This window comes from Acidobacterium sp. S8, assembly GCF_009765985.1.
GTDB lineage: Bacteria > Acidobacteriota > Terriglobia > Terriglobales > Acidobacteriaceae > Alloacidobacterium.
In genome coordinates this window covers 1-22,216 of record NZ_LMUM01000020.1, presented here as the reverse complement: position 1 = coordinate 22,216, position 22,216 = coordinate 1, and the positions used below count along the sequence as shown (strand labels likewise).

Genomic DNA, 22,216 nt, shown 5'->3' with positions numbered 1-22,216 from the left:
GCAATATTTCCACTTTTTATTCTCTCTGCTTTGAGGTGATTGCCTGTGATGAAGTCCTATCTATTCGTACTTGCCGGTGTGGCGGTTTGCGCCGCAGGCGGCAGCGCTCTGGCCCAGAATGCGCCGCTGACTTTGACCTCGCCAGATCAGCAGCTGGTGATGCACTTCGCTATTCAACCATCCAAAGATGCGAAGAGCGGCGGCGGAAAGCTGGTCTACTCGCTGACATTTCATGGCAAGCAGGTGCTCGACGATTCAGGATTGGCGCTGGAACTGGGGGATCAGGCTCCTCTTGGATCCGATGTGAGTATCGTCGGCAGTGATGCAGGCCAGGGGATCGACGACTACACGCTGATGAACGCCAAGGTCAGCAAGGTGCACGATGCGTATCGCAGCCTTGCCGTGCATGTGCAGGAGAACGGCGGAGGACATCGCGCCATGACGGTCGAGGCGCGTGCCTACGACGGCGGAGTCGCCTTCCGCTACTTACTTCCAGCGCAAGATGCGATGAAAGAATTGCAGCTGAAACAGGAAGACACGGAATTTCGCCTCAGTATGGATGCCACAGACTGGGCGCTGGCGCTGCCGAGCTATCGCAGCAGCTACGAGAGTGAGTATGTGCAGCTGCCTACGACCGCCTTCAGCAACCAGGGAGGCGTGTCAAGCCACTTCCTGATCGGCATGCCTTTGCTGATGCACGAACCCGGTGTGGCGTGGATGAGCCTGATGGAGGCCGATCTTGAAGGCAGCAGCGCCATGTATGTGACGAATCCTTCCGGCAACTGGGCCGGTCACTGGTTTGTTTCCAAGCTGTCGCCGCGCTTCGACAACGCCGATCTTGCGGTGCAGGGAACTTTGCCGCATCACTCGGCATGGCGCGTGTTCATGGTTGCAGATGACCCGGGGCGACTGGTGGAGTCGACGCTTGTCTATGATTTAAGCCCGGCGAGCAGAGTTGCGGACACGAGCTGGATTCATCCCGGTAAGGCTTCATGGAACTGGTGGGTGGGCGATGTGGGCAAAGATGGCAAGCCCGCATTTACTACGGACAACATGAAATATTACGTCGATTTTTCTGCCGACTCCGGGTTTCCTTACATGATGCTCGATGCCGGCTGGGCGGCGGGGCGCGACATTACCAAGATGAATGGAAAGATCGACGTGCCGGAGCTGGTGCGGTACGCAGCAACCAAGCACGTGAAGGTCTGGATATGGCTCTACTCGGAATCGGTGATGGATCAAATGAAAGAAGCGTTCCCGCTCTATGAAAAGTGGGGCGTAGCCGGAATCAAGATCGACTTTATTAACCGCGACGATCAGCGAGGCATCCAGTTTTATTACGATGTGGCGCGGGAGGCCGCGGAGCATCATCTGATGGTTGACTTCCACGGTACACACACTCCCTGGGGTCTTGAGCGGACCTATCCGAACGTGATGAGTTACGAGGGCGTTCTGGGCATGGAGAACAATAAAGTGGGCCGACGCGACAGTCCCGTGGATCGCACGGTCTTTCCCTTCACTCGCCTGATCGCAGGGCCTATGGACTATACGGCTGGCGGCTTTAACAATGCGACGGAAGATGGATTTCAGGCGCGGAATGTGAATCCGATGGTGATGGGAACGCGCGCCCAGCAGCTCGCTTTATTTGTGATCTACCAAACCCCATTCCAGATGGTTTCCGATAGCCCGCAGGCATATGCGGATCAGCCAGCTTTTCAGTTCATCAAAGATGTCCCGGCCTCCTGGGATGCGACGCATGTGCTGAATGGCAGGCCGGGGGAGTTCGCGACGATTGCGCGCCAAAGTGGCGATGAGTGGTACCTGGGCAGCATGACAAACTGGACGCCGCGTACTCTTGAGATACCGTTGAACTTTCTCGGGAAAGGCTCTTACACTGCTCAGATCTATGAGGACGCTGCCGACGCGGATAAAAATCCGAAAGACGTTACGATTCGCAAGCAATCTGTGCGTGGCACTGGAACGCTGACTTTGCACCTGGCCGCGGGTGGCGGCTGCGCTATACGCTTTATTCCGCAGAAGGGGCGATAGGCGTGTGTATGCCGCATGTGTACTTATGCCGGCTGCAATTCGGTTTCGAGCTCGTCGTCATTGCCGGCAATTTGACTGCTGAACAGGGAGAGATTGCTGCGGAAGATCACATGTGGCACGAGCCGAATAAGAGGCTGCGGTTTTCCGCCTTCGAGAAGACATTTCAGCAGGGTCTCGAAGGCAAGCTTGCCCTGCGTGAAAGGCCGTTGATAGATAGTGGCGAGGACTTTGCCATCTTCAATGAGCGGAACGATTTCCTGGAAGAGGTCGGTGGTAACGATCTGCACTTTGCCCATGAGTCCGAGCTCTTCCAGAGCTCTCAGCACAGGCATACTGTTGGCGGTGCTCAGGTAGAGACCCTCAGGCTGCGGTTTGCTTTGCATCAGCGCGAGGGTCTGGCGGTAGGCTTCTCCGGGACGCTCGTGACTCTCAAGCGCAGGAAGCAGGGTGAGTTGTGGCGCCTGCACCGCAAGCGCCGCGGCGAAGCCTCGCAGCTTTTCCGCGTGATCGAGAGTGGAAAGCTCTCCGGAGAAGACGGCAACTGTGGCCTTATGGCTGAGTTTGAAGGAAAGCAACTCCGCTACCATCGCGCCGCTTACCGCGGCATGCACCGCCACAGAACCGACCCGCTCGGTATTCGGAGCATCGCTGCCCACACACATCATGGCTGTTCCCGCGCGGGAGAGCTTGCGAATCAAAGGCTCGAAACGACGGGTATTGCCGGGAAGGAAAATGATGCCGTCGTAATGCCGCGATATCGCGGATTCGAAGGCTTCGACATCCCCCACGCCAAGCCGGGGATATTCGTGAAATTCAAGCGAGACGGTCAAACCGACGGTAGCTTCCGCCGCCGCGCGAATGCCTGCGCGCACGGGATCAAAAAAATGCGAGATGTGCCTTGGAAGGATCGCTGCGATGGAAAGATGCCGATTGAGTTTGAGGGACTGGGCCGCGAGGTTGGGACGATAACCAATCTGTTCGGCCATCTTCAACACTCGCGCCTTTGTTTTCTCGCTTACGCCTGCGCGTCCATGCAGGGCGCGGTCGACGGTTCCGATGGAAACCTTAAGAGCGCGCGCAATATCTTTGATGCCGGAGGATTTTCCTGAAATGGCCATGTGTGACTGAAGTGTGATTGTCCGAGCGTACCGATTGATTGCGTCAGGGTCAATGTTTTCGATGAGTGGGCAGACAGAGGAGAAATACGGTTGCAGACAACAAGGCGTAGATTTCTGCAGGGCGGACTTGCATTGGCAGCAATACCGAAAGGCGCGATGCAGTTGTGGTCCGCCACTCGACAGCGATCCGTGGATGAGCTGTGGTACAGGCAGCCGGCGGAGCGCTGGCTGGAGGCTCTGCCCGTAGGAAACGGACGGTTGGGCGGTATGGTTTTTGGCGGCCTGGCAAAGGAACGCATTGCGCTGTCGGAATCAACGGCATGGTCGGGAGCTCCGAGCGCGACCGATGTGAATCCTGAAGCGTTGAAACACCTCGATGAGATTCGCCAGCTGCTTTTTGCGGGGAAATATGTCGAAGCGCGGGGTCTATGCGAGAAGCATCTTCTGGGCAATGCGAAATCTTTCGGCACGAATATGCCTTTGCCGGAGCTGCGGTTCGACTTTGGCGAGACAGCGGGTGTAATTGGCTATCGGCGCTCGCTGAACCTGGATGAGGCCGCAGCCCGTATGAGTTTTGTCCTCGGCGGGGCACGGTTTTCGCGCGAGGTGATTGCCTCGCATCCGGATGGCGTTATTGCCGTGCGGCTGAGTTGCAGCAAGCCGGGGCAGATCACTTTCACTGCGGCTTTCGGCGCAGTGACGCTCCCTGCCGACATCACCACCAATGGTCGAGATACGCTGATCCTGCGGGGCCACGCTTATGAGCATATGCACAGCAACGGTCAGGATGGGGTTGCTCTTCAGATCCACGCAAAGATCATCGCAGAAGGCGGCAGCTTGCAAGCAGAGGCGCAAAATGTGCATGTGAAGAATGCCAATTCTGTCACCGTGCTGATTGCTGCGGCTACAAGCTTCCGTGACAATGATCCGGAAGCTGCATGCACGCGAGAAATTGCGAGCGCGTCACGCAAGACATATGCAACACTGCGCGCAGAGCACGTGGCTGACCATCAGTCGCTTTATCGGCGCGTATCGCTTGATCTCGGCGCCAGCGGCCCATCGATGAGAACAAAGCCGACGGATGTGCGGCGAAAAGGGCTTGAAGACGGTGGAAGCGATCCGGAATTACTTGCGCTGTTTTTTCAGTACGGGCGCTATCTCACGATAACCGGATCGCGTGCGGACTCGCCTCTGCCGCTGGCTTTGCAGGGTATCTGGAACGATGGCCTCGCCAGCACGATGGGATGGACGAATGACTTCCACCTCGACATCAACACGCAGCAGAACTACTGGGCAGCGGAGCTCTGCAATCTTTCCGAATGCCAGACGCCGCTCTTCGGCCTGATTGAAGGCCTGCGCGAGGCAGGTCGCCGAACGGCGAAGGAGATGTATGGGGCTCCCGGCTGGGTGTGCCACACAGTGACAAACGCATGGGGCTATACCGCGCCGGGTTGGGGGATTGGTTGGGGTCTATATGTGACCGCTGGCATCTGGATTGCGCTGCAGATGTGGGATCACTACACATTCAATGCCGACACCGAGTTCCTTCGTGCGCAGGCTTATCCGGCGCTGCGCGAAGCGGCTGAGTTCTTTCTTGCGTATATGGTTCCTGAGCCGAAACATGGATGGCTGGTCACGGGGCCTTCTGATTCGCCAGAGAACTGGTACCTGACCGCTGATGGAGAGCATTGCGCGGAGTCGATGGGTAACACCTGTGATCGAGTATTTGTTTACGCCCTCTACAGCGTGTGCATAGAGGCGCAGAGAGTTTTATCGGTCGATGGCGAACTGCGCGAAAGACTGGAAGCCGCACGCGCTAAACTGCCGCCATTTCAGATCGGCAAACACGGACAACTGCAGGAGTGGCTGGAAGACTTTGAAGATGCCGAGCCCAATCATCGCCACACGTCTCATCTTGTTGCGCTGTATCCCGAGAATCAGATTTCGCCGCGGAAGACACCGGAATTAGCCCGGGCTGCGGAAGTAACGATCGAGCGTCGGATGAATACTCCGCACTGGGAACAAAGCGAGTGGGGACGCGCCAATCTTGTTGTTTACTATGCAAGATTGCTGAAGGGCGATCTGGCGCATAAATATCTGGAAAGCCTGGTGGCCAAAGCAGCGGATGTGAACCTGCTGACATTTTCAAGTGGCGGGGTTGCCGGAGCAGAGCAGAACATCTTTGCCATCGACGGCAATACCGCAGGTACAGCAGGTATGGCGGAAATGCTGTTGCAGTCGCAAGGCGGAGAAATCCGGTTGCTTCCTGCTCTTCCGGCGGCGTGGCAGGATGGGACCGTGAAAGGGCTTTGCGCGCGCGGAGGGTATGTCATCGATATTGCATGGCATAATGGAGCGCTATTGTCAGCGAGTGTTATGAGCAGGCGTAGCGGAAGTATCCAGGTTCGCTATCAGGGTAAAATCCGGGAGTTGAGTCTGCGGGCGGGAGAAGTTGCACATCTGCGAACTGCCAGCTTCATAAATTCAGATCACGCATAAAGTTTGAGGGGATGCTTCATGGATCAAGGAAAGACACCAAGGCCGGGCTTTTTTAGATGCCTGCAAAACGTAGTTGGCTGCGCTATTGTCCTGGGGCTGTTTGCAGTGTGCAGCCTTCAGATTGCCGGAGCCCAGAGCTCCCCCGTTCACATTCGATTTGACGCCGATTCGCGTGTCTTTCGCATTGATGCTGCGAACACCACGTATGTGCTTGGCATCAATGAAAATCAACAGGTGCAGACGCTCTACTGGGGCAGGCAACTGGCGGAGGGTGACCACTTTTCTGCTGCGAAAGCAATGCCTGAAGCTGCTTCCTTTGACTTATCGGTGAATACTACGCCGCAGGAATTTGTTGGCTGGGGCGGCGGCCTGTATGTTGAACCCGATCTCAAGATTACATTCCCGAATGGCAACCGCGACCTGGTATTGAAATATCTATCGCACAAGATCGAAGGCGATCAACTCAGTATCACGATGAAGGACATCTCACTCGATGTCTATGTGACGTTGCAGTATAAGGCTGACGGGGAAACCGGCATTCTGCGCCGTTCGGCGGAGATTGAGAACCGTACTGATGCGCCCTTCACTATCGAGCAGGTCTTCGCCGGCACGTGGAATCTGCCGCGCGGCACAGACTACCGGCTGCGCTATCTGACGGGGCGCTGGGCAGGGGAGAACACGGTGCAGGAGCAGCCTGTGCACCCCGGCAAGACAGTACTCGAAAGCCGTCGTGGCACTACGGGTGCGCAGAATAATCCATGGTTCGCCATCGATCGCATAGGAAATAACGACGCGGAAGATGGCAACGTGTGGTTTGGCGCGCTGGGATGGAGCGGATCCTGGAAAATTACTGTGGAACAGGACCAACTGCAGCAGGTGCGCGTGAGCGGCGGCCCAAACAGTTTCGATTTCGACTATCGTTTGCAGAAAGGCGAGCACTTCCAGACACCTTATTTCTATGGCGGGTATTCGAGCGATGGCATCGGGGGAGCATCCCGACTGCTGCATCGCTTCGAGATTGATTCTCTGGTGCCACATGCTCCGCATCCGGCATTGCGCCCGGTGCTTTACAACTCATGGGAGGCGACGGGCTTTGACGTAAATGAAGCCGGCCAGCTGGCTCTTGCCGAGAAGGCGGCGAGCATTGGAGTGGAGCGCTTCGTGATGGATGATGGATGGTTCGGCCAGCGGAAGGACGACCGCGCCGGGCTTGGCGACTGGTATGTGAATCCGCAGAAGTTTCCGCACGGACTGAAGCCACTGATCGACAAAGTACATTCGCTTGGAATGGATTTTGGCCTCTGGGTAGAGCCTGAGATGGTGAATCCAGACAGCGATCTTTATCGGAAGCATCCGGACTGGGTGCTGAATTTCCCCGACCGCCCACGTACGGAAGGGCGCCATCAGCTTGTGCTCAATCTTGCGCGCCCGGATGTGAGAGCTTATGTCTTTCAATTTCTCGATAAGTTGCTGAACGAAAACGATATCGCATTTTTCAAATGGGACTACAACCGCAACTGGTCTGAACCGGGCTGGCCGGCCGTTGCGTCTGAAGATGAGAAAAAAGTCTACGTCGATTTCACCCGTAACTATTACAGCATTCTTGAAGAACTGCGTGAGAAGCACCCGAAGGTAGAAATTGAAAGCTGTTCTGGAGGCGGCAGCCGCGTGGATCTGGGTGTGCTGCGTTACGTGGATGAATTCTGGACATCAGATAACACCGATGCCTTCGATCGCCTACTGATTCAGAACGGCTTTACCTATGCCTATTCGCCGGGAGTGATGATGGCCTGGGTGACGGACTCGCCGACATGGGTAAATAATCGTACGCTTTCCCTGCCATATCGTTTTCTTTCTTCCATGCAGGGTTCGCTTGGCATCGGAGCCAATTTGAACAAATGGACAACGGAGGACTTCGCCACAGCGAAGCAGATGATCGCGCAGTATAAGGCCATTCGCGAAACTGTGCAGCGAGGCTCGCTCTATCGCCTGATTACGCCGGAACATGACAGCGAGCAGTCTGTTACTGAATCAGTAGCACGCGACGGTCATCAGGCGGTAGTCTTCGCGTTTCTTCATTCAAGTATGGAGGGTTATCCCTATCCGCGTCTTTACCTGCGCGGGTTGGACGCTCATGCCAGATATCGGATCACTGCGATGGACGGTAAGCCAGCCAACGGCACGCCGGCGGAAGCGAGCGGAGCTTACTGGATGGAACACGGCTTAGACGTACAGCTGCGGGGAGACTTTCAGGCAGCGGCATTTACGCTGGAACGCCAGTAGTTACCGGGGCGCTTGATTAATTTCAAGCGCCCATTGCTTTCAGTGAGTCCTGAATGCTGGGGGATTTTCCTGCTGCAATCTCCTCGCGCCGGATGTGGTGAAATCTGGTGAGAATCGAGTTTGCCTGGGCTAAGGCTTCGATGCGCTCTGCATAAAAATCCAACTTCGCTCCAGGAATGGCGAAGATGGCCGTGTCATCGGTGAGCGTATCGAGATAGGCCCGTGCCCCGCAGCATCCGAGGCTTAAAGCAGCGCGCCCAGTATTTATGACTTGCGGAACGACAGCGCATGCGGGACGACCCATTGCGGCGGTATTCCCGTGCTCAACCTGTTGTGCGGCCTCCGAAAGAATGAGCATTTGGCTGGCGTTCACGAAGAGCAGCACGATCTGCGGAGGAAGCGGAGTTTCAGCAAGCGGCGCATAGATGACGTGTGCGGATTGCTGCTGCAAAACCGGGATGAGAGGAAGATCCTCTTCACGCACGTAACTTAGTTCTCCAAAGATCTTGAGGGCACCCATGAGATCCGTTTGCTGTGCGGGAGTGGGTTGCAGATGATGGGTGTAGACGCCGATTGCGCATCTTTGATGGTCGGAAGATGAAGTCGCGAACACTGTCATTGCGCCGTCCTGCCAGAAGCGGCAACCTGCGGACACATCACCGACATGCCGGCCCACGCCATTCGGAATTGCATCCGTGAAACTGATAGCCACTGGTGATTGGCTGAGGTTGAGACAGTTGGTCAGTAAGCTGGCGATCTTTGCGTAATTTTTTGATGTCTCGTTCATTGCATCCATCAGATAGTTGTGAAGTGAGCGGTTTGACTGAGCTGTCAGCCCTTATTTTCGGATTCGACTGAAAAGCCCGTCTCGGCGATGTAGCTCTTCAGCGCATTTTCTGTAACTTGGGCTGGGTTGTATTTGATGATTGCGGAGGCTTCCGGATAACTTGCCTTCACCCATGTGACGCCTTTCTGCTGCTTGAGGAGTGTTTCCAGTCCGACGGCACAAGTAATACAGGTAAAACCTTTCACTTTATAGGTGACGGTCTTTATTTCTCCGGCTTCCATTCTTTCAACAGTGGCTACGCCGCCGATTCCGGCGAGAGCAGCTATCTGGATAAATCGTCTACGTAACATTGTTTATTTCTCCTGATGCTAGGTTGCTATTTTGCAGTTGCGATACCAGGCTCATACTTCCATGCTGTCTGGATACTTGCTTTATCGGAGAAGCGCGTATCAGTGTATGCAGAAAAATCAATCTTCTTATTCAGCACGCCCGTTTCGATCATCAGATCGCGAACCAAATCGAAGTCGGCCTTTCGCGGAGCAAGCGGACTGTACATCACGCGGTCCATTGGCTTGGTAAGCGCCCAACGTAATAATGCCGGCTTCTGGTTGTAATAGAAACGGCCTACGAAGTCGGCGGCGTCTTCGCGGTATGGTTTGCCTTTGTCGAGCCACAGACCAGAACGCGCGATCCCGTCTACGAGAACTTGCACGGTATCCGGACGCTTATCGATCAGGTCCTGTCGCACGACGAGAATGCACGACATATAATCCGGCCAGTAGTCACGCGCCTGAAAGAGCACGCGTCCAAAGCCTTTCATTTCCGCCTGGGAGGGGAACGGCTCGCCCATGACGAAACCATCGATGGCGCCGGCAGCTAAAGCGCCTGATACATCCGGAGGCGCCATCTCCACCATCTTGATGTCTCCTGGCTTCATTCCCCACACTTTCATAGCGCGAAATAAGATAAGGCGCTCGTCAGAGAATCGGCTGGGGATGGCTACCGTCCGACCCTTCAGGTCGGTAAAGTTTTTTACGGGCCCGTTTTTACGTACTACCAAGGCGCTGCCATACCGATGGCCGAGATAGACCACTTTGATGGGAACACCTTGTGATACCAGTGCGATGGCTAGCGGGGCAACGACGAATGCTGCCTGTATTTTATTTGAGATCAGCGCTTCCTTGATTTCTGGAAAGCCTTGGAACATGCGCGGTAAAAATAATTCTCCATTTTCTGAGAATTTCGAAATGTAATCCGTAACCGGGCACGTTAACTGGCACGTGACAGGAATATAGGCGACGATAATCTTCCGCTTTTCGACTGGGCGGAAATCATTGAGCAGTGCGCCCCAATTGACGTTCAGATATGCATGCAAGCCGGTGATGAGCATCAGCCAGCCAACGATGCCGAGAAGAACTCTGCTTTTAGGACTCATGGCGGAACCCCCAGCGAACAGACCTGAGTTGTTCAAGCCTGCGAAATCCTATGTCCAGCACAAGCCCGATCACGCCAATGAGCAGCATCGCCGCAACGACAAGATCATAGCGCTTGCCGGAATTGCGCGAATCAATGACCAGATAGCCTAAACCGGAATCGACGGCGATCATTTCGGCAGCCACAACCACCAGCCACGCTATGCCAAGCGCGATGCGCAGACCGACAAGGATTTGCGGGAGCGCTGCCGGGAAGACAACCTTTGCCAAAAACTGCGGGGAACTTAATCCGAAGTTGCGCCCGGCGCGACGGAAAACTGAGGGTACGTTTGAGACACCGTTGATGCAGGAAACCACAATTGGAAAGAATGCGCCGAGGAAGATAAGAAAAATTGGGGCAGCGTTTCCTATGCCAAAAAAAATAATGGCGATAGGAATCCAGGCAATAGGGCTGATGGGACGCAAGATCTGCATGACTGGATTAACTACCTGATTCGCCGCCGGGTACCAACCCAGGATGAGGCCAAGCGGAATTCCGAGAATCGCCGCTAGACCAAAGCCAATTGCCACGCGACGCAAAGAATCGTAGATATCGTTCCAGAGAACATGATGGCGCAGCAACTCCTCCATGCCTTTTTCAACTTCGCGCGGCGAGGGAAATACTTTCGTTGCGGTCCAGATGACAGAAAAATGCCAGAGCGCCAGCAACGCTCCTGTTGCCAGCATAGGCCAGAAGATTTTTTCCCACTTGGCGGGTTGTGCGAGGGAATTCATATTCTATGTGCCAAACCGATCTGCTTGAAGATGCCATCACGCAACTCCAGGTAGCGGGCAGAACTAATATCTCGCGGATGAGGAATATCTATTTCTACTATCTGCTGAATCGTAGCCGGGCGCGTGCTCATGACTACGACGCGATCAGCCAGCTGGACCGCTTCATCGATATCGTGAGTTACGAAGACAATGGTCTTACGCTCTGCTTCCCAGATGCGTAATAGCTCGCTGCGCATTACCAGTCGGGTGATCGAATCGAGTGCGCCAAAGGGTTCGTCGAGAAAGAGCATGTCCGGATTTACAGCGAGAGCGCGGGCAACTTCCAGACGTTGTTTCATGCCTCCTGAAAGTTCTGTCGGATAGGTTTTCTCGAACCCCTCAAGACCAACAAGTTTTACGTAGTGCGCGATGCGCTGCTCTTTCTCTGTGCGAGACAGTTTGAACAAGCCGAAGGCAATGTTGCCCTCGACCGTAAGCCACGGGAAAACGCCACGTTCCTGGAAGACAAAAATGCGACGCGGGTCGGGACCACGCACGGCTTCACCGTCAACACGAATTTCTCCGCTGCTCGGCGAGAGAAAGCCTGCCATCGCGTTCAGCAGAGTTGTCTTGCCGCACCCAGATGGGCCGAGTAGACAAACGAACTCGCCATCGCTAACTTCCAGGTTAATGTTTTCTAAAACGGGCATGTTCTTGCCATCACGTTCAAATGTGACGCCAAGATTCTCGATCGACAGCTTAGTCTTGAGTGCTTGAGCCACAATTACCATATCTTTTGCCGACACTTCTAATCCTCCGAATAGCCCCAGCGCAGCGATCGCACCTTCTCGATGGAGCGCATGCCCATGTCGAGCAGTAAACCAATAACTCCGATGATGACCATGCCCGCGGCGACCAGATCGTATCGATTGCCTGCATTGCGTGCATCGACGATGAGGAAACCAAGCCCGGAATTGACTGCGATCATCTCCGCTGCAACAACTACAAGCCAAGCAATTCCGAGCGTGATACGAAGTCCAACAATCAACTGAGGAAGAACCGCCGGATAAAAGATCCGAGAGAGGAGCCGTGTCGGCCTCAGGCCAAAATTGCGTCCTGCGTTGACGTAAACTGCGGGAACGCTCTGAGCTGCGCTGATGGCAGTTAAGAGTAGTGGCAGAAACGATCCGAGAAAAATCAGAAAGACGGCCGCAAGATCGCCGACGCCGAACCACAATATGGCAATAGGAATCCAGGCCAGGGGCGAGATGGGACGGAGAATCTGGATGATCGGATTGAAGGCCATCTCTGCTCTCCGATAGTAGCCAATCATCAGCCCTAACGGTATGGCCAGAGCCGCAGCCAGAAGGAAGCCCCACGTCACTCGAAAGAGCGATGCGACGACATATTTTATGAGCAATCCATGTCGCACCAAATCAACAATGCCACCGAGTGTTTCCCATGGTCCAGGCAGCAGATGAGCAGATTGGTGTCTTGCTGCAATTTCCCAGATAACGAGCAACGCCGCGATAAACACGAGTGGGCGAAGCCGAATTCCTAAGGAATTTACTCGCCGATTATTTCTTTCTGCAGAGCTCATTTTGTGTGAAGCGATCTCTCATTCCGATGAAACTTTAATTATTCCGGTTGGGTTATGCCCCAATCGAATGTTTGATTGAGGCGTGAACTTGCCACCCCTCAATGGCGCGAGGAAAGCGGCGTATTCCAGTGATACACGAGCTCGAGATAACCGAGCTGAGCCCGGCGGTTCTCCGGATAAATTGCACCCACTACGGTTTTCCCCCAGCTATATCCGTAATAACTATTGATATCCAGATTCTTTGTGGCATGCCAGTCTGAACTAATGTCTGCAATAGAGGTCAAAGAGGAAGCGCCATTGCTCGGGCGGCCTGTATATCCAAAAACCTTGTTGTCGAATGCGCCGCCTCCCTGATACCAGAGATCTTTGTTGGAGGTGAGACTTACCCAGTGGAGATCGCTGCGCAGTTCCCATGAAGGTCGCGGACGGTCGATGACCTGCACGAACTTGTCCTGGAGATTCATCAGATTGTAGATCGGGAAACGTGCGAATGATCGAGGCGTAGGCAAAATCTCGAAGAACGTGCCGTGCTTATTGTCGCTGGGATTATTGTCTCCACTGCTTCGGAACCATCCACCGCGTACCCACGGCGCGCTGGGGGTATGGAGAAGCTGGTAGCCGCCCTCTACCATAGCGGCGCCTGCACGATGATCCTGAGGTCCCCATTTGCCGTTCTGCAAAACGCCCCAGCCGATGAAATCGAATTGGCCGCCATGGACGGGAATCGTGGTGAGAAAGTCCGCGCCATATGTTCCGATGCGGATATTCTCATGATCTGCCTGTCGAACCGGTAGCGGGCGATTGTCCGTTTTCGCGATGCCAGTGCGGCCATCGTGATACCCAATGGCAAATGCGCGCCAAATGAAATGGTCTTTCCAGTCGGATTTGCTGTAGGCCAGGTACTGAACATCGACGTTCAATTCAGGATTGCCGTTCATGTTGAAGACGCCTTGATCGGAGCGGGCCGCCATTGCAGTGATATCCCATGAGCCCTGGCCATAATGCGCGTCGACTCCGTCAAAGCTACGTTGCGCGTTGGTGAATCCGAAATTGCTAATCAGGCGTTGCGAGACCCGATTCGTTTGGAGCCAGGTAAGGGTAGAGTTCTTGGGCTTCGTTTCCAGGCCCTCGAAAAATTCAAAGCGGCCGAGGCGGAGATTTTTATCATCTCCCGTAAAGTTGTAACGTGCGAAGGCCTGCTTGAGAAAAGCCGCGGCGGGATAGGAATTGTTGCCGTTCGATGCGTAATATGTGCCGCCAAACCCAAGCTGACCTTGGGCGGTCACGGGGCTTACAGCATCGTTCGGAGCAGCCACAATTGTAGGCTGCGTGATCTCCAATCTCCAGTCCCAATGAAGAGTCGCCTGTGACAGTCCGAAACGCAGCAGAGATTCGCCATATGGATAGGTGTTTCGATAAGGCTCGGCCTCGTACCACTGCCAGCCCATGCCACGAGCCCTTTCATAGACAAAGGCGTTGACAGAATGCTGCGTTGGAACAGCTTGCTGCGTCTGGGCGAATATGGCAATAGGAGATAACAACCCTAAAATATAAACAAAAGAGCGCAAATCGAATCTCCGAACAGGGTATATACATTCTGTCGTCCACTAGCTTCCGGACCGATGCACGATAACCTTAGCAGTGTCGACAAAAGAAGCCCTCAACCGAAAGATTGATGTAGCTACCCACTTTTCGGAGGATTACAGGCTATATCTCAATCTATTAATGTGGTCTGACAGTAGCGTATAACGGGTTGATTAGATTCCAGGTCCAGGGCAGCGTACCATCGGCTTTCTCGAAGAGGGTGCTGCGACTTGCGATGGCGCAGGCTTGTTGTAGGGAGCAATAGTGATCTTGCAGTACCGGAAGACTGGTTCGATTGCGATAATGAGAGATTGCATGGCAACCAGCACACATCGTGGGAATATGTCTAAGGCGAGCATTCGCCTGTTTGTCAGCGGCCTTGCTCTTTTATCTTTGCTTTCCGCAGGCTGCCGCTCCGGTAGCCATTTGCCGGACCCATCATCCAAGACATACGCCGATTTTGTTTCTACTTTTTATGTGGGATTGGCCGCTTTGCAGGTAGGCGATGACGTTCGCGCTGAGGAGTACCTTGGGAAAGCCACGCAAACGGTTTCCGGTGAGCCCGCTGCATGGGGCAACTGGGGCATCCTTGCACTGCGGCAGCGCAACTTTGATGCTGCTTTTCAGCGTCTTGAAAAGGCTCGTGAGCTCGCTCCAAACGACGACCGCATTTATTACCTGCTGGGATTGCTGGAGGGCGACCGCGGAAATTCAGCGAAAGCGATTGCCGATCTGCGACAGGCCGTGCAGTTAAATCCGAAAAATCTGCGCGCCCTCTATCAACTTGCTTCGGAGGTGGAACGTCAGGGCGATGCCAACAGCGACTCCGATTTCCAAAATTTGATGCAGCAGATTCTTGCCGCGGAGCCGAACAATCTTGCCGCTCTGCTCGAACTGAGCAGGGTAGCGGCTAAACGTGGCGATGCGGCCGTATTGCATTCTGCCGTCGAGAAAATCGCGGCGCAATCGAATGCGTGGCCGTCGGACGTAAAGCAGCAGTTGGACGCATTACAGGCGGCAGCTACGGGAACGGAGCCAAGAGCGGCGGCTACGCGGTCCATATTTTTACGAAATGTGCTGATGCAGGTGCCGGAGTTTCGCGCAAATCTGTCGGAGATTAAGCCATCGCCTGGAGAAGAGGCGGTACCATTCACGCACTTTTTAAGGCTAGCTTCACCAGTGTTTCAGCCTGCTCCCGCCGACGATGCTATGACGTTTACGACTCAGCCGCTGGCAAATCTTCCAAAAGGGAAGTGGAACTGGGTAGGGGCACTTTCGCTTAACGGCAACGGTCCTCCCGCAGTAGCCGATGCGAACGCGCACGAGGTACATCTTTCGACAGGCGCTTCGTTTCCATTTCCAGGTGGAGCGGCGAATGTCGCACCTTCGCCAGAAGGAATTTTGCCTGTGGACCTTAATTACGATTTCAAGACCGATCTCGTGCTGGCAGGGGCAGGCGGGCTGCGGTTTTTAAGGCAGGATAGGCCGGACTCCTTCACTGATGTAATCGCGCAAACGAAGCTGCCTCGTCCGATTATCGAGGGGTCATATACAGGCGCATGGGCGGTTGATATTGAAGCTGATGGGGATCTCGACATCGTGGTTGGCGCAAGGAGTGGCGAACCGCTAGTGCTGCGCAACAATGGCGACGGCACTTTTCAGCCGATTCATGTGTTTACTGGTATCTCCGGCTTACAGCAGCTTGTATGGGCTGACCTGAATGGTGATGGCAACCCTGACGCTGCGTTGATAGACGGTTCGGGCCAGCTTCATGTTTTTATCAATGATCGTTTGGGAAAATTCCACCAGCAAGCCGTGCCTGCTGGATTGTCGAAGATACGGGCTGTTGCTGTAGCCGATGTTAATCGAAACGGCGTTCTGGCGTTGCTGCTTGTTCATGATGATGGCGCGGTTACTGCGCTCTCCGAATCGGAGAACGGCAGCAGTTGGAGTTCCACGCCGATTACCAGTGTGCCCGCCGCGGCGGCGCATTCTGGAGATGATTTCCGATTGCGCGTGGCAGATCTTGATAACAACGGAGCCTTTGACCTCTTGCTCGCTTCAGTAACGTCTCCGCAACCCCCGTCTATCTGGTTGCAGAACGAGCAAGGAAAATTCACGCTGAAAACGAATACTGACGCTGCACTAGTCTTTGACACTGCTGACTTGGAAGGTAATGGGCGGCTCGATCTGCTCGAGATATCAGCCGACGGTCAGGCGGTCGAAGCAGTGAATCGAGGAACGAAGGATTACCACTGGCAGACCATCCGTCCTCGTGCACGGCAAACCACGGGCGATCAGCGTATCAACTCTTTCGGTATAGGCGGGGACATCGAGATTCGCTCTGGCTTGATGGTCCAGAAACAGCCGATCACGGGACCGGAATTGCATTTTGGCCTCGGCTTACAAAATGGCGTCGATGTTGCACGCATTGTCTGGCCAAACGGTTCTGTTCGTGCCGAGTTTGCACTGAAAGCCGATCAGGAAGTAATTACCGAGCAACGGCTGAAAGGCTCGTGCCCGTTTCTTTTTGCTTATAACGGCAAACAGATGCAATTCGTGAAAGATACAGTGCCGTGGGGATCGGCGATTGGACTGCGCATTAATTCGCTTGGCCCAGCGCGTATCGTCGCAACGCAGGAGTGGTACAAGATCGGTCGCGATCAGCTTGTACCGCGCGATGGTTTCTATGATCTCCGTATCACCGGGGAGCTTTGGGAAACTTATTATTACGACTATCTCGGATTAATGACGGTCGATCATCCAGCGGGTACTGAGATATTTACCGATGAACGCAACGCCTCGCCCCCGGTAAAACTGGCAATTACGACGGTCGCAGCGCCGCAACCGATTGCCCACGCCTCAGACGACAACGGCCAGGACGTGACCGATATTCTTCGCAAGCTTGACGGCAGATACCTGGACAATTTTGGCCGCGGGCAGTATCAGGGTGTTACGCGCGATCATTATGTTGAGATCGACCTTGGTAAAGATCTCCCAGCAAACGGCCCTCTGTGGTTGATTGCGCGTGGCTGGCTGCATCCATCGGATTCGTCGATCAATGTTGCGATGAGTCAGGGCAACCATCCCGCGCCGCATCCGCTAAGTCTCGAAATTGAAGATGGACACGGCGGCTGGAAAACGGTGAAGCCGAATCTCGGTTTTCCCGCAGGCCGCAATAAAATATGTCTCATTGACCTGACGAATGTTTTCATTCCGGGCGCTCCGCACAAATTGCGGTTACGCACGAATCTCGAAATTTACTGGGATCAGATGGAATGGGCTAAGGGGATGCCGGATGCGCCGCTGAAAATCACGCGCCTCGATCCCGCAATAGCCGATCTGCATTATCGTGGCTATTCGGTAATTCATCAGGCAAATGCTTCATCGCCAGAGATTCCTGACTATAACCAGCTGATGAGCACCACGCAGATATGGCGCGATCTCGCTGGATACTACACGCGTTATGGTGATGTGCGTCCGCTATTGAGGGGCATTGACGACCGATACGTCATCATGAATGCGGGTGATGAAATGTCATTGCGCTTTGCCGCGTCCCCGTCGCCGCCCGCGGGATGGGTGCGCGACTATGTGATTGCCGGAGATGGCTGGATCAAGGATGGCGACTACAACTCTACCTACTCGCAGACTGTGCTGCCGTATCCTTACCATGCTCGAACGGAATACGACACGCCGCCTGGCACGCTCGGCAACGACTGGGAGTACAGGCATCATTCGGAAGACTGGCAGACATATCAAACGCGCTATGTGACGCCGGGAATATTCAACAACGCATTGAGGAGTAACGCCGGAAAATGAAGCGCGTTCCTATAGCACGGATCATATTAATTGTTTTTTTTGCGGGGCTTTTGCTGACGCCAATCGTGGTGAAGCGCCTTTCGTCTGCTCACAAATCATCTGCAACAGCTGCCGCTGATACAGCGGCTTCACTTTCCCGCCACGGCTTCTATCTTGAGGAAGTTTCGCATGCTGCCGGGATCAACTTTGTCCACGAGGGGCCAACTCTCGATTCCAAACTCGCACATATCATGCCAGAAGTTGCATCGATGGGTGCATCTGTATCGATTGTCGATTTCGACAGAGACGGCTGGCCCGATATCTACGCAACAAACAGCCGGGAGGGTAGCAAAAACCATCTTTATCGCAACATGCACGACGGCACTTTCAAAGATGTTGGCGAAGAAATGGGTGTTGCCGATGTAAATCAGCCCGGTACCGGCGTTTCCATGGGGGCAGTATGGGGTGACTACGACAACGACGGCTATGAAGACCTGTTCCTGTTGAAGTGGGGTCGTCCGGAACTTTTTCATAACGACCACGGGCATGGGTTTACACGGGTGAGCGAGCAGGCAGGCTTGCCATCCTGGATCAATGCAAATACAGCGCTCTGGTTCGATTACGACGGCGATGGTCTGCTCGATCTCTTTGTTGGCGGCTATTACCCCGAGGATGTAGATCTATGGCATCTGAAATCGACACGTATGATGCCTGAGAGCTTCGAATACGCTAAGAACGGCGGTCGAAAGTATCTCTTCCATAATCTAGGCAACGGGAAGTTTGAAGAAGTCAGCGCAAAAGTTGGCATCAACAGCAGACGCTGGGCTTTGGCCTCCGGCGCTGCCGATCTGCGCGGAACGGGTCATCCCGATCTCTTTATCGCTAATGATTACGGCGTCTCGGAGTTATATCTCAACGATGGCCATCGTTTTCGCGAAGCGGGAGAACAGACCGGTGTGGGCTTCGCTCCCAAGAGCGGCATGGACGTTGCCTTTGGCGACATCTTCAATCAGGGCCGGTATTCGGTTTACATCTCAAATATTTCTGAAGATGGCGTGCTGATTCAGGGGAACAATCTGTGGGTTCCTAAAGAAGGAACATCCGGCAACGGCATTCAATTTGAAAATCTCGCGCGCGATATGGGTGTCGAGCTGGGTGGTTGGAGTTTTGGCGCGCAGTTTGGCGATCTGAATAACGACGGCACGCTCGATCTTTTTTTAACAAACGGGAATGTCTCGCTCCAGCGCGGGAAAAGCTACTGGTACGACTTCTCAAAAGTCGCCGGGGGAAATTCATCCATCATTGGAGACGCCAAGAATTGGCCGGCAATGGAGGGACGCAGTCTTTCCGGCTATCAGCCAAAACGCGTCTGGTTAAACGACGGTGCCGGCAAGTTTGTTGATGTGGCCCAATCGGTCGGAGTCACAGATACGCATGACGGGCGCGCCGTAGCCTTTGCTGATCTGTGGAACCGTGGCGTGCTTGATGTTGTGGTGGCAAATCAGCGAGGTCCGCTGCTGGTCTACAAAAATACAGTGGCTGCCGATAATAAATGGATTGAGTTTGCACTGACCGGAACAAAGAGCAATCGCAGTGCTATCGGCGCGCAGGTGGCTTTGTTCTGGAATGGCCAGGAGCAGGTTCAGCAGATTTGCGGTGGATGCGGTTTTGCAGCCGAAAACGATCGTCGCATTCATTTCGGTCTTGGAAAAAATCCACAGATAGAAAGAGTAGTCATCCGCTGGCCATCAGGAAAAGTACAGACACTGAATGGCCTTATGCCAGGCAAGCTCTATAAGATTGAGGAGCCAGCATGAGCCAGCCAGCTATGACGACGCCCGCATCCGCCGCAGACAAACCTGCGCGCTGGAAGAGTATCTTGAGCCTTGACAACCGGTTCGTTCCGCCAGTTTTCATCACGCTCATTCTATTGATAGGGCATCTCACATTTGGAATTCTTGAAAGCTATCAGAAAACGCTGCTGGCCATCGGTACCAGCATGCTTGCGGAATTGATTCTTGGGCGCATCTTCTTGCATAAATGGCCGCATCTCGCCAGCGCCTACATCACAGGAATCAGCGTTGGCATCCTGTTGCGCTCACCCGCGTTCTGGCCATATGCGCTGTGCAGTCTGCTGGCCATCACTTCAAAATATGTGCTGCGCGTGAAAGGCCGCCATATCTGGAACCCGTCGAATTTCGGCATCTGCGTCATGCTTTTCCTGGCATCGGAGGCAGTTGCGAGCCTCAGCATTCAGTGGGGCAATAATCTCGGGACGATGGTAGTGATCTGGTTGCTTGGCTCGGCGATCATCTGGCGTCTTCGCCGTTTCCACATCTGCGCCGTCTATATAGCTTCATTCATAGTGCTGGCATTTCTACGCGCCTGGATCACGGGCGACCCCTGGCAATCGGAAATTTCGCCGATCACCGGCCCCGAATACCAGCTCTTTATCTTCTTCATGATTACTGATCCCAAGACCACGGTGCGCTCGAAGACCGGGCAATGCATCGTCGCATTTCTCGTTGCTGTCGTCGAATTCCTCCTACGCCTCGATCAAAACATCTACGCCCCGTTGTATGCGTTGTTCATCGTCGGGCCCGTCGCCATGCTTATCGACATCTGGCGAAATTCCCGTCACGCAACTGCCTCGAGCGTCCCGCTGAACGCGTCATAGAACTCAGAGATTAAAAAAGGAATTCATTCATGTTGTTGCGACTGCGGATTGTCGGCCTGTTGTCATTGTCTGTGTTTTGTCTCGTTTCTGGTTGCAGGAAGCCATCGCCTGCTCCATCAAAACAGGAGCAGCCTACCGAGAGTCGTTCTGTTGCGAGCGGAAAAACCGCATCAGAGGCCAGAATAGAAGCTACTCCGCCACGGCCTTCCGGGCCCATTCGCTTCACCGACGTGACAACACAGGCAGGTATTCATTTTCGTCATCATAGCGGCGCTTTTGGCAAGAAGTATTTGCCGGAAACCATGGGCAGTGGCGTTTGCGTTCTCGATTACGACAACGACGGCTGGCAGGACATCTTGTTCGTCAATTCCATGGATTGGCCCGGTCACGAAACCGGCAAATCATATCCTGCGCTCTATCACAACAATAAAGACGGTACTTTTACCGATGTAACCCGTCAGGCGGGACTGGCTTCAGAGATGTATGGCCTTGGCTGTGCCGCTGCAGATTATGACAACGACGGCTTCGAGGATATCTACATTACGGCGCTCGATGGAGGTCATCTTTTTCGTAATCTCGGTCACGGAGAGTTTGCCGACGTTACGTCGAAAGCCGGCGTAGGCTCACCGGGCTTTGCCACTGGCGCAGTATGGTTCGACTATGACAATGATGGCAAGCTCGACCTGTTTGTCTCGCACTATGTCGAATGGTCAGTGGCCTCGGATCAGTACTGTACGCTGGATGGCAAGAACAAGTCCTACTGCACTCCAGAGTTATACAAAGGTCAGAGCGGAACGCTTTATCACAACAAAGGCAATGGAACCTTTGAGGATGTAACGAAGAAGGCGGGATTGTATGACGCGTCCAGCAAATCTCTCGGTGTGACGTTGATCGACTACGATAACGACGGTTGGCTTGATCTTTTCGTTGCCAACGACACGCAGCCGAATAAGCTTTATCGCAACAATCACGATGGCACCTTTACTGATCAGGCATTCGCCGCCGGGGTCGCCTTTAGCGATGCCGGAAAGGCGCGCGCGGGCATGGGTGCCGATGCTGCCGACTATGACGCATCGGGTAGACAGAGCCTCGTTGTCGGCAACTTTACCCAGGAGAGCCTGGGACTTTTCCACAATGACGGATCTGGTTTGTTCACCGACAAGGCAATGGCCGCCGGTATCGGCGCGCCATCCGCAAATTCGCTGACCTTCAGCGCGTTCTTTTTTGACTACGACCTCGATGGCTTGCCTGACATATTCGCCGCCAACGGTCACGTTGCCGACGACGTCAGCGTTGTCACGCCGACTGTTCATTACGCTGAATCCCCGCTGCTCTTCCATAATAAGGGCGATGGAAAATTTGAGGATGCCACGGAACATGTGGGTTCAGCTCTGCGGCAACCTATTGTTGGGCGCGGCGCAGCCTATCTCGATTTCGATAACGATGGAGATCCTGATCTCGTCATTACCACTAATAATGGTTCCGCCAAATTGCTGCGGAATGACAATGGAAATCAGAACGACGTATTGCGCGTGAAAGTGATCGGTACAAAGTCGAATCGCGATGGCATCGGAACTAGAATTATTTTGAAGACTAACAAAGGAGTGAAGATGTTCGGCATGGTGAAAGATGGTT

15 protein-coding genes are annotated in these 22,216 nt (G+C 54.2%); 7 read left to right on the top strand and 8 right to left on the bottom strand.

Features of this window, described 5'->3' with window-relative positions; genetic code table 11:
• The first annotated feature begins 48 nt into the window (after positions 1–48).
• Positions 49–2,049, top strand: coding sequence for a glycoside hydrolase family 97 protein (locus tag GSQ86_RS06980; RefSeq protein WP_158749241.1), 2,001 nt, complete (start codon positions 49–51; stop codon positions 2,047–2,049).
• A 23-nt stretch (positions 2,050–2,072) separates the two neighbouring features.
• On the opposite strand, the gene GSQ86_RS06975 is transcribed toward GSQ86_RS06980, so the two are convergent.
• The gene (locus GSQ86_RS06975; RefSeq protein WP_174239946.1) at positions 2,073–3,167 is read right to left on the bottom strand and encodes a LacI family DNA-binding transcriptional regulator; all 1,095 of its coding nucleotides are present in this window, start codon (positions 3,165–3,167) and stop codon (positions 2,073–2,075) included.
• 90 nt (positions 3,168–3,257) lie between these two features.
• On the opposite strand from GSQ86_RS06975, the gene GSQ86_RS06970 reads away from it, so the two are divergent.
• Positions 3,258–5,666: a glycoside hydrolase N-terminal domain-containing protein gene (locus tag GSQ86_RS06970; protein ID WP_254062208.1), complete on the top strand. Its 2,409-nt coding sequence runs from the start codon at positions 3,258–3,260 to the stop codon at positions 5,664–5,666.
• Positions 5,667–5,684: 18 nt separating this feature from the next.
• The gene (locus GSQ86_RS06965; protein WP_158749240.1) at positions 5,685–7,949 is read left to right on the top strand and encodes an alpha-galactosidase; all 2,265 of its coding nucleotides are present in this window, start codon (positions 5,685–5,687) and stop codon (positions 7,947–7,949) included.
• A gap of 22 nt (positions 7,950–7,971) precedes the next feature.
• On the opposite strand, the gene GSQ86_RS06960 is transcribed toward GSQ86_RS06965, so the two are convergent.
• The 7 genes from GSQ86_RS06960 to GSQ86_RS06930 form a co-directional block, all read right to left on the bottom strand.
• On the bottom strand, positions 7,972–8,736 hold the full coding sequence (locus GSQ86_RS06960; RefSeq protein WP_158749239.1) for a DUF169 domain-containing protein: 765 nt from the start codon (positions 8,734–8,736) through the stop codon (positions 7,972–7,974).
• Between the two features lie 44 nt (positions 8,737–8,780).
• A complete protein-coding gene (locus tag GSQ86_RS06955) occupies positions 8,781–9,086 on the bottom strand; it encodes a heavy-metal-associated domain-containing protein (RefSeq protein WP_158749238.1) in 306 nt (101 codons plus the stop codon).
• Positions 9,087–9,112: 26 nt separating this feature from the next.
• Positions 9,113–10,171 carry an ABC transporter substrate-binding protein gene (locus tag GSQ86_RS06950; RefSeq protein ID WP_158749237.1) on the bottom strand — a complete coding sequence of 353 codons (1,059 nt, stop codon included), beginning with the start codon at positions 10,169–10,171 and terminating at the stop codon, positions 9,113–9,115.
• Positions 10,161–10,895 carry an ABC transporter permease gene (locus tag GSQ86_RS06945; protein WP_216841044.1) on the bottom strand — a complete coding sequence of 245 codons (735 nt, stop codon included), beginning with the start codon at positions 10,893–10,895 and terminating at the stop codon, positions 10,161–10,163. Before GSQ86_RS06945 ends, GSQ86_RS06950 begins: the two co-directional genes overlap by 11 nt.
• Before the next feature lie 44 nt (positions 10,896–10,939).
• A complete protein-coding gene (locus GSQ86_RS06940; RefSeq protein ID WP_216841043.1) occupies positions 10,940–11,728 on the bottom strand; it encodes an ABC transporter ATP-binding protein in 789 nt (262 codons plus the stop codon).
• Between the two features lie 2 nt (positions 11,729–11,730).
• Positions 11,731–12,342, bottom strand: coding sequence for an ABC transporter permease (locus GSQ86_RS06935; protein ID WP_216841042.1), 612 nt, complete (start codon positions 12,340–12,342; stop codon positions 11,731–11,733).
• A gap of 278 nt (positions 12,343–12,620) precedes the next feature.
• Positions 12,621–14,090 carry an alginate export family protein gene (locus GSQ86_RS06930; RefSeq protein WP_254062207.1) on the bottom strand — a complete coding sequence of 490 codons (1,470 nt, stop codon included), beginning with the start codon at positions 14,088–14,090 and terminating at the stop codon, positions 12,621–12,623.
• 331 nt (positions 14,091–14,421) lie between these two features.
• On the opposite strand from GSQ86_RS06930, the gene GSQ86_RS06925 reads away from it, so the two are divergent.
• The 4 genes from GSQ86_RS06925 to GSQ86_RS06910 all read left to right on the top strand — a co-directional run.
• Positions 14,422–17,925 carry an FG-GAP-like repeat-containing protein gene (locus GSQ86_RS06925; RefSeq protein ID WP_158749234.1) on the top strand — a complete coding sequence of 1,168 codons (3,504 nt, stop codon included), beginning with the start codon at positions 14,422–14,424 and terminating at the stop codon, positions 17,923–17,925.
• Complete coding sequence (locus GSQ86_RS06920; protein WP_158749233.1) at positions 17,922–19,721, top strand: CRTAC1 family protein; 1,800 nt, start codon at positions 17,922–17,924, stop codon at positions 19,719–19,721. The genes GSQ86_RS06925 and GSQ86_RS06920 overlap by 4 nt, the downstream gene beginning before the upstream one ends.
• Entirely contained in the window at positions 19,718–20,581 is an 864-nt protein-coding gene (locus GSQ86_RS06915; protein WP_158749232.1) for an RnfABCDGE type electron transport complex subunit D, read from the top strand. Before GSQ86_RS06920 ends, GSQ86_RS06915 begins: the two co-directional genes overlap by 4 nt.
• Positions 20,582–20,811: 230 nt before the next feature.
• Positions 20,812–22,216: VCBS repeat-containing protein (locus tag GSQ86_RS06910; protein ID WP_216841041.1), on the top strand; the 1,405-nt coding region annotated here is incomplete at its 3' end.